This is a genomic window from Rhodospirillales bacterium, from assembly GCA_023898765.1.
GTDB lineage: Bacteria > Pseudomonadota > Alphaproteobacteria > Micavibrionales > Micavibrionaceae.
Genome location: CP060238.1, coordinates 800781 through 812057 on the forward strand (window position 1 = coordinate 800781; position 11277 = coordinate 812057).

13 protein-coding genes are annotated in these 11277 nt (G+C 55.0%); 11 read left to right on the top strand and 2 right to left on the bottom strand.

Annotated elements, in window-relative coordinates; translation table 11 throughout:
* Window positions 1-35 precede the first annotated feature (35 nt).
* From fabD to H6853_03940, 11 genes are all read left to right on the top strand, one after another.
* Entirely contained in the window at window positions 36-992 is a 957-nt protein-coding gene (gene fabD / locus H6853_03890; protein ID USO04419.1) for an ACP S-malonyltransferase, read from the top strand.
* Window positions 993-1032: 40 nt separating this feature from the next.
* Entirely contained in the window at window positions 1033-1455 is a 423-nt protein-coding gene (locus H6853_03895; GenBank protein USO04420.1) for a GNAT family N-acetyltransferase, read from the top strand.
* 35 nt (window positions 1456-1490) lie between these two features.
* Window positions 1491-2228: a 3-oxoacyl-[acyl-carrier-protein] reductase gene (fabG, locus tag H6853_03900; GenBank protein ID USO04421.1), complete on the top strand. Its 738-nt coding sequence runs from the start codon at window positions 1491-1493 to the stop codon at window positions 2226-2228.
* Between the two features lie 52 nt (window positions 2229-2280).
* A complete protein-coding gene (locus H6853_03905; protein USO04422.1) occupies window positions 2281-2952 on the top strand; it encodes an HAD family phosphatase in 672 nt (223 codons plus the stop codon).
* A gap of 120 nt (window positions 2953-3072) precedes the next feature.
* Window positions 3073-3312 carry an acyl carrier protein gene (locus H6853_03910; protein ID USO04423.1) on the top strand — a complete coding sequence of 80 codons (240 nt, stop codon included), beginning with the start codon at window positions 3073-3075 and terminating at the stop codon, window positions 3310-3312.
* Between the two features lie 74 nt (window positions 3313-3386).
* Window positions 3387-4661, top strand: coding sequence for a beta-ketoacyl-ACP synthase II (gene fabF / locus H6853_03915; GenBank protein ID USO04424.1), 1275 nt, complete (start codon window positions 3387-3389; stop codon window positions 4659-4661).
* Between the two features lie 2 nt (window positions 4662-4663).
* A complete protein-coding gene (gene mltG / locus H6853_03920) occupies window positions 4664-5668 on the top strand; it encodes an endolytic transglycosylase MltG (protein ID USO04425.1) in 1005 nt (334 codons plus the stop codon).
* Window positions 5669-5697: 29 nt separating this feature from the next.
* Window positions 5698-7653, top strand: a complete 1956-nt coding sequence (asnB, locus tag H6853_03925) for an asparagine synthase (glutamine-hydrolyzing) (protein USO04426.1) — start codon at window positions 5698-5700, stop codon at window positions 7651-7653.
* Complete coding sequence (locus H6853_03930) at window positions 7650-8576, top strand: NAD-dependent epimerase/dehydratase family protein (protein USO04427.1); 927 nt, start codon at window positions 7650-7652, stop codon at window positions 8574-8576. Before asnB ends, H6853_03930 begins: the two co-directional genes overlap by 4 nt.
* Window positions 8566-9708, top strand: coding sequence for a glycosyltransferase family 4 protein (locus H6853_03935; protein USO04428.1), 1143 nt, complete (start codon window positions 8566-8568; stop codon window positions 9706-9708). Before H6853_03930 ends, H6853_03935 begins: the two co-directional genes overlap by 11 nt.
* A gap of 118 nt (window positions 9709-9826) precedes the next feature.
* Complete coding sequence (locus H6853_03940) at window positions 9827-10282, top strand: response regulator (GenBank protein USO04429.1); 456 nt, start codon at window positions 9827-9829, stop codon at window positions 10280-10282.
* A gap of 10 nt (window positions 10283-10292) precedes the next feature.
* Here the strand turns inward: H6853_03940 and H6853_03945 are convergent, their stop codons facing one another.
* Both H6853_03945 and H6853_03950 read right to left on the bottom strand, forming a co-directional pair.
* Window positions 10293-10688 carry a response regulator gene (locus H6853_03945; GenBank protein ID USO04430.1) on the bottom strand — a complete coding sequence of 132 codons (396 nt, stop codon included), beginning with the start codon at window positions 10686-10688 and terminating at the stop codon, window positions 10293-10295.
* Between the two features lie 6 nt (window positions 10689-10694).
* The gene (locus H6853_03950) at window positions 10695-11048 is read right to left on the bottom strand and encodes an Hpt domain-containing protein (protein USO04431.1); all 354 of its coding nucleotides are present in this window, start codon (window positions 11046-11048) and stop codon (window positions 10695-10697) included.
* Window positions 11049-11277: the final 229 nt, after the last annotated feature.

Sequence of the window (11277 nt, forward strand, 5' to 3'; positions counted from 1 at the left end):
TTTTATCCATATAACTTGTGCATCAGGTCAAAAATATGAATCGTTCGTTTGTTTTTCCGGGTCAGGGGTCCCAGTTTGTCGGAATGGGAAAGGATCTGGCCGAATCATTTGGGGCCGCGAAAGAAACATTTCAGGAGGTCGATGACGCGCTGGGCCAGAATCTCTCCGCCCTGATGTTCGACGGGCCGGAAGAGGACCTGAACCTGACGGAAAATACGCAGGCGGCGCTGATGGCCGTGTCTATGGCGGTGGTCAATGTCCTGACCCGTGAAGGCGGGATTGAAATGGATAAGGCGGTGAAGTTTGTGGCCGGGCATTCTCTGGGAGAATATTCGGCCCTGACGGCGGCCGGGGCTCTGGAGCTTTCGCAAACGGCGAAATTGCTCAAGCTGCGCGGGCAGGCGATGCAGCGCGCGGTGCCGGTTGGCGCCGGCTCCATGGCGGCCATTCTCGGACTGGATTTGCCGGATGTGCAGACAATCGCGGAAAAAGCGTCGGCGCAGGCTGGGCCGGACCTCATATGCGAATCGGCCAATGACAATTCCGTGGGGCAGGTCGTGGTGTCGGGCCACGCAGCCGCCGTGCAGGTCGCCGTGGATATGGCCTCCGAAGCGGGAGCCAAACGCGCGGTGATTTTGCCGGTGAGCGCGCCGTTTCACTGCGCCCTGATGGGCCCGGCGGCCAGGGAAATGGAAGAGGCGCTGGCGGGGGCGGAGATTAAAAGCCCCTGCGTGCCTGTCGTAGCCAATGTCGTTGCCCGGGGGGTTACGGACCCGGAAGACATCCGCCGCTTGCTGGTGGAGCAAATCACGGGCATGGTGCGCTGGCGCGAGTCGGTGATCTGGATGAAAGATCAGGGCGTGACCGAAATGATCGAACTGGGCGCAGGAAAAGTTCTCTCGGGTCTCGCCCGCCGGATTGACAAGGACATCGAAACATCTTCTGTTGGAACGCCGGAACAGGTGAAAGAGCTTATTAAGAAACTTAAGTGATTTTTTTAAAAGCAAAGGGCGCAAAGTTGTGCAAAGAGGCATGAGCGAAGAACAAAATATTATTGAAGCGGACAGGGATGAAGAATTCAGGACGCTTGTTTTATCTCGCCTGACTGAAAATAATCTGGGGCAGGAACTCTACCGTCCTCCGGAAAAATTTGATTTAAAAGTAACGCAGGGCGATGAGATTATTGCCGGGCTTTGTGCGAAATGCCGGGGGAGGTGGTTGTACGTTGAACTCTTGTGGGTAGACGAAAACAACAGAAATAAAGGGCTGGGAACGAAACTTCTGGATAGGGCCCTGCAAAAAGGCCGGGAAAACGGGTGTCACAGCGCCTTTGTGGATACGTATGAATGGGAAGCACCGGAATTTTATAAAAAACATGGATTTGAAGTTACTCAGGTTTTGAATAATATTTTCGGCGAGTTTTCCCGTTATCATTTAAGCAAAAAATTGACATAGAAATTTTGCGTTTAAAAAACAAAAGAGGAAAATAAATGTTCGATTTAACGGGAAAGACAGCATTAATCACGGGCGCGACAGGCGGGATCGGCGGCAGCATTGCCGCAGCGCTGCATGCGCAGGGCGCAACCGTCGGCATCACGGGCCGGAACAGGGACAAGCTCGATTTGCTGGCGGGGCAATTGAAGGAACGCGTTTATGTTTTCGCCGCGGATTTGTCGGACACGGATGCGATTTCCGCGCTGGTCAAAGAGGCTGAAGAGGCCATGGGGCAGATCGACATTCTCGTGAATAACGCGGGCCTGACCCGCGACAACCTTTCCATGCGGATGAAAGACGAGGAATGGCAGGAGGTTCTGGATGTAAACCTGACCGCGCCCTTCAAGCTGGCCCGCAGCGTTCAGCGCGGCATGATGAAGCGCCGCTTTGGCCGTATCATCAATATTTCCTCCGTTGTCGGGACGACCGGGAATCCGGGCCAGTGCAATTACGTGGCCTCCAAAGCGGGCATGAGCGGCTGGACCAAATCCATGGGCATGGAGATTGCTTCCCGCGGCATTACGGTGAACTGCATCGCGCCGGGCTTTATTTCTACGGCCATGACCGAGGCGCTCACGCCCGATCAAAAAGAAAAAATCAATGCCACGATTCCGATGGGCCGCATGGGGTCTGCGGACGATATTGCGGCGGCGGCGGTGTATCTGGCCAGTGAGGAAGCCGCCTATGTCACCGGCGCCACGATTCACGTCAATGGCGGCATGGCGATGGTGTAGGTTTTGCCTGTCATCCCTCGACTTCGCTCGGGATGACGTATAAGAAATTTTCATGAATAATTTCGATCTCATCATTTTCGATTGCGACGGCACGCTGGTCGACAGCGAATATCTGAACAATAAAGCCCTGAGCGACCTGCTGTGCGAATACGGCCTGCCGCAATATGACGTGGCGTATGCGCTCGAAAATTTTGTCGGCAAAACGGTCAGCAATATCCTGCTGATGATTCAGATGGAAACGGGCTTTTCTTTTCCAAAAGATACGGTGTCGCGCTATATCGAAAACGCCAGGCGTCTTCAAAAAACCCATTTAAAACCGATTCCCGATGCCATGGAGGTCGTCAAAAACTGTGCGCGGCATTTAAAGGTGTGTGTCGGGTCGAACGGAGAGCGCAGCAATGTGCTGGAGTCTCTTCGGCTCACAGGGTTTTTGGACGTCTTTTCCGACGAAACGGTTTTTACCAAAGTTCAGGTGCCAAACGGCAAGCCGGCGCCGGATTTGTTTTTATTTGCCGCCGGTAAAATGGGCGCCGCGCCGCGGCGTTGTCTCGTGATTGAAGACAGCGAAAGCGGCGTCATCGCAGGCAAGGAAGCCGGAATGGATGTCTGGGGCTTTACAGGGGTTTGTCCTGATAAAAAACGGGCGGAAATTTCTCTCAAAAATGCCGGTGCGGACCGGGTGATCGAACATCTTATCCACATCCCTTCTCTCCTAGGTATTTGATAAAAAAGGAAAAAATCACATTCTTGTCCCGGTGACACAAAAGGACTTGATTTCGCACGCCCGCTTGGTAAAGTCCGACCCGATTTTGAGTGAATAACAAACAAAGGTAAGGGGAACGCGATGAGCGACATTGCAGACCGGGTAAAAAAGATTGTTGTCGAACACCTTGGTGTTGACGAAGATAAGGTTCAGGAAGGCGCAAGCTTCATTGATGATCTGGGCGCGGATTCTCTGGACACAGTAGAGCTGGTCATGGCTTTCGAAGAGGAGTTCAAAGTTGAGATTCCGGATGACGCCGCTGAAAAAATCCAGACGGTCGGCGATGCTGTAAACTTCATCAAAGAAAACGCTGCCGAGTAGTTCGGTTTGTTTTTATATCTATTTAAGCGGCGGCACTTCCATGCCGCCCTTATTTTATCTAGGATACGGATGATATGAGACGAGTCGTTGTGACAGGAATGGGTATGGTGTCTCCGCTGGGCGTGGGGGTTCGGCGCAACTGGGACTCCATTACGGCAGGCCGGAGCGGTATTCGCAAGATCGACCATTTTGACGCTTCCGCCATGGCCTCGCAAGTGGCGGGGCTGATTCCAAAGACGGAAGACGAAAATCCGCAAGACGGAGCTTTCAACGTTAATTTATATGTGCCGCCGAAAGAACAGCGCAAAATCGACCCTTTCATTTCCTACGGTCTGGCCGCCGCCGCCGAGGCCGTTGAAGAATCCGGCTGGGTGCCGCAAAGCGACGAGGAGCGGGAGCGCACCGGCGTTTTGATCGGTTCCGGTATCGGCGGCCTGACGGCCATGTATGAAAGTTCCATTACGCTGAAGGAACGCGGGCCACGGCGTTTGTCTCCTTTTTGCATTCCCTCGATGCTGATTAATCTGGCCTCGGGCCATGTGTCCATCAAATACGGTTTTAAGGGGCCGAACCATTCGGTTGTGACGGCCTGTGCGACAGGCACGCACGCTATCGGGGATTCGGCGCGCCTGATTATGCTGGGCGATGCCGATGTGATGGTGGCCGGCGGCGCGGAGGCTGCCGTAACGCCTTTGGGCGTCGCAGGTTTTGCGGCGGCGCGGGCTTTGTCAACGTCTTACAACGAATCGCCGCAACAGGCCTGCCGTCCTTTCGATGAAGGGCGGGACGGGTTTGTGATTGCGGAAGGCTCCGGCGTGGTGGTTCTCGAAGAATACGAGCACGCGAAAAAACGCGGCGCAAAAATTTATGCCGAAGTGATCGGCTATGGCCTGTCCGGCGACGCCTATCATATCACCTCTCCGGCGGAAGACGGAGACGGGGGATATCGCGCCATGCGGGCGGCGCTTAAAAATGCCGGGATTTCGGCGTCCGAAATCGATTATATCAACGCGCACGGGACTTCGACCCCCGTCGGGGACGGGATCGAATGCACGGCGGTGAAACGTTTGTTCGGCAGCGATATCGCGGGCGTGTCCATGTCCTCGACCAAGTCCGCCATCGGGCATTTGCTCGGCGCCGCAGGCGCAGTCGAGGCTATTTACGCCGTGAAGGCGCTGGAGAGCGGGATCATGCCGCCGACCCTCAATCTGGAGACAGTGTCGGAAGCCTGTCAGGGGATTGATCTGGTGCCGAAGGTGGCAAAGGAAAAAGCGCTCAAAACCGTTCTGTCCAATTCCTTCGGGTTTGGCGGCACGAATGCGTCTTTAATCCTCCGGGCTGTTTCATAGACATGCCGGGCAGGCCGCATTTCTTTCTTTCCGTTTTAAGTTTTTTGCTTTTGGGTGCGGCGGGGCTGGCCGCCGGCGTGGGATATGGCGCCTACCTTTATCTGTCTCCCGGTCCGCTGGAAGCGCCGCAGCTTGTTTTGATCGAGCGGGGCAGCGGCGTGTCTAAAATTTCTCAAACGCTGGAAGATCAAAATGTCATAACACACGCGCTGCTGTTTAAAGTCGCCGCGCGCCTGACCGGATTGCACGGCAGTCTCAAGGCCGGAGAATATCAGTTCCCCGCGGGCGTTTCGGTGGCGGACGCCTTGCTCATGCTGCATGAGGGAGACGTTTACGACCGGAAAGTAACCATTCCGGAAGGGCTGACCAGTTATCAGATCGTGCAGATTTTGGCAGGAGTGGACGAACTGCAGGGGGAGGTGCCGGACATCCCGCCGGAAGGCTCCCTGCTGCCGGAGACTTACCGGTTTGTCACGGGCGATACGAAAGCCGGAAAACTGCGCGAAATGCAAAGCGCGATGGACGCCGTTCTGGCGGAGCTGTGGCCTGCACGGGCGGAAGGCCTTCCTTTCGAGACAAAAGAGCAGGCGCTCGTTCTGGCCTCTATCGTGGAAAAGGAAACGGCGGTTCCGTCCGAGCGGGCGCGGATCGCGGGGGTTTTTGTGAACCGTTTGAAACGCGGCATTCCGCTGCAGACCGATCCTAGCGTGATTTACGCTTTGACTCAGGGGAAAGTGAAAAACGAAGGGCAGGGGCCGCTGGGGCGGCGGCTGCTTTTGAAAGATTTAAAAACAGACTCGCCTTATAATACGTACAGATATGCGGGCCTGCCGCCGGGGCCGATTGCCAATCCGGGCCGGGCTTCGCTTGAGGCGACGCTTCATCCCGAAGCGCATGAGTATGTTTATTTTGTCGCGGACGGCACGGGCGGGCATGTCTTTGCGAAAAGTCTGGCCGAGCATAACCGAAACGTTCTCAAATGGCGTAAAATCCGCCGGAACAGGTAAGGGGCGAATATAAGGATGGATGTGTTCACATGTGCGGCATAGCAGGATTTTACAGCTTCGGTGCGCCGGAACGTCAGGACATGCGGCGCGCCTGCAAGGCGATGACGGACGCCATCGCCCATCGCGGCCCGGACGATTCCGATGTCTGGCAGGACCCGGATGTGCCGTTGGCTTTGGGGCACCGGAGGCTGTCGATCATTGACCTGTCTGCCGGCGGGCACCAGCCCATGGCCTCTCATACGGGCCGCTTTGTCATTGTCTTCAACGGCGAAATTTATAACTACCGCAGCCTTCAGGCGGATCTGGAGGCGGCGGGCCGTGCCTTTCAAAGCCGCAGCGATACGGAAGTCATGCTCGGCGCTTTCGAGCAGTGGGGCGTCAACCGGACCCTGCAAAAGCTGGAGGGCATGTTCGCCTTCGCGCTCTGGGACCGGCAGGAGCGCAAGCTTCATCTGGTGCGGGACCGCTTCGGAAAAAAACCGCTTTATGTGGGATGGGGGAAAGAGAGCCTTCTTTTTGCCTCTGAACTGAAAGCCTTTCATGCCCATTCGGATTTTACGCCGGAAATCAGCCGCGACGTCCTGGCCCTTTATATGCGCTACGGCTATGTTTGCGCGCCGCACTGCATTTTTGAAGGCGTGTGGCAGCTTCTTCCGGGCGCGCGGATGACTCTGGATATGGAGTCCCTTCCATCCCGGCAGGACCTGAAAGGCAGGATGGAGGTTTACTGGTATTTGCCGGATATCGTCGAGGCGGCAAAAGCGCATCCGAATGTCAAGCCTGCGTCCGAATGCATAGAAGAGTTTGAAGAGATGTTTCGGGAGGCGACGTATCAGCGCATGATCTCGGATGTCCCTCTGGGCGCTTTTCTGTCGGGCGGCATAGATTCCTCCGCTGTGGTCGCCATGATGCAAAGCGGCTCCGGACAGCCGGTCAAAACCTTTTCCATCGGGTTTGAAGAGGCCGGGTATAACGAAGCCGTCCATGCCGAAAGGATCGCCCGGCACCTTGGCACGCAGCACCGTGAATTTTACGTGACGGCGCAGGATGCGCTGGACGTCATTCCGAAACTGCCGGATATTTATGACGAGCCTTTTGCGGACCCCTCCCAGATTCCGACATATCTTATCAGCAAGCTGGCGCGGGAAGAGGTCAGCGTGGCGCTCACCGGCGATGGAGGAGACGAAATCCTGGGCGGCTATCAGCGCCATACCCATATTCCGGCCGTGTGGGAAAAAATCGGCTGGATGCCTTATCCGCTTCGCCGTGCGGCCGGGGCGCTGGTCCGCGCCGTTCCCGCAGGCGTTTACGACTCTCTTTATGCCGGTTATCCGCAATTCGGACGGCGGATGCACCGGCTGGCCCGCTTGACCGGCCTGAAAACGCCGGAGGATGTTTACGCCTATCTGGTCGGGGCGTGGCCCAATCCGGAAGAAGTGGTGACGGGCGGAAAGGTGCCTTCTATTCCCCTGAACGAGCCGGCATGGCAGCCGCAGGGGCTGTCTTTTGCCGAAAGGATGATGTACGGCGATACGCTGTCCTACCGGCCCAACGACCTGATGGTGAAATCCGACCGGGCTTCCATGGCCGTGGCGCTGGAATTGCGCGCCCCGCTTATGGATCATAAATTGTGCGAATATGCATGGCGCCTGCCGCATGATATGAAGGTGCGGGGGATGAACGGGAAATGGCTTCTCCGGCAAGTGCTCAAACGTCATGTGCCCGAAGAGCTGTTCGAGCGCCCGAAAATGGGCTTTGGCATTCCGGTGAGCGAGTGGCTGCGCGGGCCGCTTAAAAACTGGGGGGCGGGGCTGCTGGACAAAAAGAAGCTGGAGGATCAGGGGTTTTTAAATGCCGGGATTGTCGGGGACGCATGGGAAAAACATCAAAAGGGCGTCACGGTCGATGCCAATTCGATGCATCTTTGGTCGGTTTTGATGTTTCAGGCCTGGTATGAACGCTGGATGGTGAAAGGCAAAAAATGAAAATCGCAATTACAGGGGCCGCCGGATTTATCGGCGCCAGATTGAAGGCAGGGCTTGAAGCGGAAGGCCATGACGTCGCCGGTCTGGATCTGGCGGGAAAGACGCCCGTCGATATCGAGGATCGGGACGCCCTTGTGAGCGCCTGCGCAGGGTGCGGGGCGATTTATCATCTGGCCGCCGCGCACCGGGACGATATTTTCCCGCGCACGCGTTATTACGACGTGAATGTTCAGGGCACAAAAAACGTTATTCATGCGGCGGAAAAAAATAATATTTCTAAAATTATCTTTACCAGCAGTTTTGCTGTTTACGGGCTGGACGCGAAAACGCCGGATGAAAACAGCGCGCCTGCGCCGTTTAACGATTACGGCAAGAGCAAGCTGGAAGCCGAAGACGCGTTAAAAGACTGGGCGGCGCAGGACCCGGCGCGCAGCCTGACGATCGTGCGGCCTGTCGTGGTGTTCGGGGAAGGCAATCGCGGAAATGTTTACACGCTCATTCGCCAGATTTCGGCCGGAAAATTCGTGATGATCGGCCAAGGAGAAAACAGGAAGTCGATGGCCTATGTTGAGAATGTTGCCGCCTTTTTAAAATTCTGCCTGCATGAAAAACCGGGCGTGCAGATTTACAACTATGCGGACAAGCCCGATTACAGAACAAAAGAGCTAACGGATGTCGTTTATGCGGCGCTGGGCAAAAAGAAGAGCGCCTTGCGCCTTCCTTATGCCCTTGGGATGCTGGCGGGCTATACGTTTGACGTTCTGGCGCGCATCACCGGAAAATCTTTTCCGGTCAGCGCGGTGCGCGTCCGGAAATTCTGCGCCGATACGACAAGCGCGGCGGAAAAATGCCGCGCGGCCGGATTCAAGCCGGAATTTTCTCTGGAAGACGGAATCGCCCGTATGATTGCGCATGACTTCTAACCCGACATTTTTAATGGTGATTAACGATATGGCCTGGTTCTGGTCGCATCGTCTGCCGCTGGCAAAAGCCGTTCAGGGGGAAGGTTTTACCCTTCATCTTGCGGCGGCGGCGGCCGGGTCCGACCTGAGGGTAAAAGAGGCGGGAGTGATTCCCCATGACCTTCCGGCCTCCGCCCGCGGGGTAAACATGTTTAAACATCTGGCAATTGTCCTGGGCATCGCAAAGACCATTCGCTGTGTCAGGCCGGATATCATCCATGCGATGACCGTTCGCTACGCGCTTTACACGGCGCTGGCGGCGCGTATGGCGGGCGGGAAGGAACCGCTCGTGTTTACGATTGCAGGGCTGGGGACGCTTTTTACGCATAAGACGCTGAAAAGCCGTTTGATCCGGCTGGGCGTTTTACCTCTCCTGCGTTTTGCTTTTTCACGGGAAAATGTTTTCCTGATTTTTCAAAACAGAGATGACCGGCGCCTTATTTTAGAGGCGGGCATTGTTCGTGAAGACCGGACAGAAGTCATCCGCGGCAGCGGTGTTAACCTGTCGGAATTCCCGTTTTCGCAGGAAGAAGAGGAAACGGACGCGCCGCCAAAAATCCTGTTTGCCTCCCGTCTCTTAAAGGAAAAAGGGATCTGTGATTTTGTAGAAGCCGCCCGCCTTCTGAAGGCCGGAGGCGTCGCTGCCCGTTTTCAGGTGGCGGGGAGTGTCGATGCCGGAAATCCCCATTCGATTGCCCGCGCAGAAATCGAAGGCTGGGAAAAAGAGGGGCTGATCGAATGGCTGGGCCAGTGCCGCGACATGCCGGAAACCCTGCGCGCCAGTACGATGGTCGTCCTGCCCTCTTATTACGGGGAGGGGGTGCCGAAGGTTCTGCTGGAGGCTGCGGCAACCGGCCGTGCGATCATTACCTGCGATATGCCCGGCTGCCGCGAGGCGGTGGAGCAGGACGTGAACGGCCTTCTTGTGCCGCCCAAAGACCCTGAAAGCCTGGCGGCGGCCATTGCGCGTTTACTGGATGATTCGGTGTTGCGGAAAAAATTGGGCGTAGCGGGCCGCCGGCGGGTGGAGGAGGATTTCAATGTGGAAAGCGTGAATGCGCAGACTCTTGCCGTTTATCATCGTGTTCTATAGCTCCATGCACGCGTATGGGATTTTTTCCTTTTTTGAATGTATTAACTCTCTTTTAAAGGGTATACTGTAAAAAGTATGCAGCTTGTGATTGTATTTTTTTAAAGGGAGATTTTTTGCCGTGGTAGATGTGGGGAACCGTCCGAAAGTTTTGGTCATTGATGACGATGAAACGCTTCTCGAAATTGTAAAGGCCAATTTAAACGCTGTCGGGCTTAGCGTCCTGTGTGCGTATGACGGCGAAGAAGGGCTGGAAATGGCTCGTGCGGCGCAGCCGGGGGTGATCCTGCTGGATCGGCAAATGCCGGGCCTGGACGGCAATGAAGTCCTTGAAACCCTGAAAGAGGAAGCGGTAACGAAGGATATTCCTGTTGTAATGCTCACGGCAACCAACAAGGCGGACGAAATTGTCGGAAGCCTGTGCCTTGGCGCGGAAGACTATATTGTCAAACCCTTTGAAATGGATGATTTTCGTGTGCGCGTGAAAAAGGCTTTGGGCCTTGTGGAGTCCCTTTCTCCCGTCTTATCCGTTGTCGGGGACGATTCTCCGGAGGAAAGGGAAGAAAACGCCTTATAAGCGCGGCGTTTTAATCCGTAAAATGCTCTTTCCAGAGGGACTCTATTTTCTGGCTGAGCTGGGCAGGGTTGAAAGGCTTCTCAATGGAGCCAATGATTGCGGCATTTCCAAGATTGCGGAAAGTCTGTCTGTCTTCGCGTCCGGTGATGAAAATGACGGGAACGGTTTGCAGGGCTTTTGTGCGTTGTAATATTTTCAGCACGTCCGGCCCGTCCATATCCGGCATGTAATAATCCATCAGGATTAAATCGGGGCCAAAGGCCGCCGCCTTAAAAATCGCGTCTTTTCCGCTCGAACAGCTTAAAAGAGTGTGCTTGCTGCCTTGTGTCAACGCGATGCGGGCGATTTTCTGCACAAGGGCATCATCTTCAACATGCATGATGCGTTTGGGGAAGGGTGTGTTCATGAAGCTTTAATGCGTCCCGGATTCCAGAAAAACCCATGCGGAAGAAAGCGCTTCCCGCATTTTTTGCACCAAAGCGGCCAAATCCTCCGCCGGTTTTCCTTCTCTGGCGCCAAATTCAATCTCTTTGGCCAGATTGCTTACATGTTTTAACCCGAGATAGCCGCTGGAAGACTTCAGTTTGTGGGCCGCTCTGGAGGTTGCATCCAGATCGTCATTTGAAAAATGCGTTTGAAGGGCCGCAAAATCTTCTTTTGAATTGCTTAAAAACGTTTCGGTAATTTTTTGAAGCGCCGGGCCGACCGCATTTTTCAGGTCGTTGTAAGCGTTTTCGTCAAATTCGTTTTCCGGAAGAGATATCATCGTTTATAGGAGTGTTTGTATCGGGGTTTTTGGACAAAAGAACAGGCTTGGACTATACAGGATTTCCCTATGTTTTTCGAGCGATAAAGACGTTTTCCCTGCGATAGCATGGTTTTTTGTTTTTTAGGAAATCGGAAAAGGAGGAACGGCTTCTAAAGCCGTTCAAATGCTGCTATAAACGCCCCGGATATCAGGTTTTAATATGTTCGCTCCAAGGAAAAACGGCAGG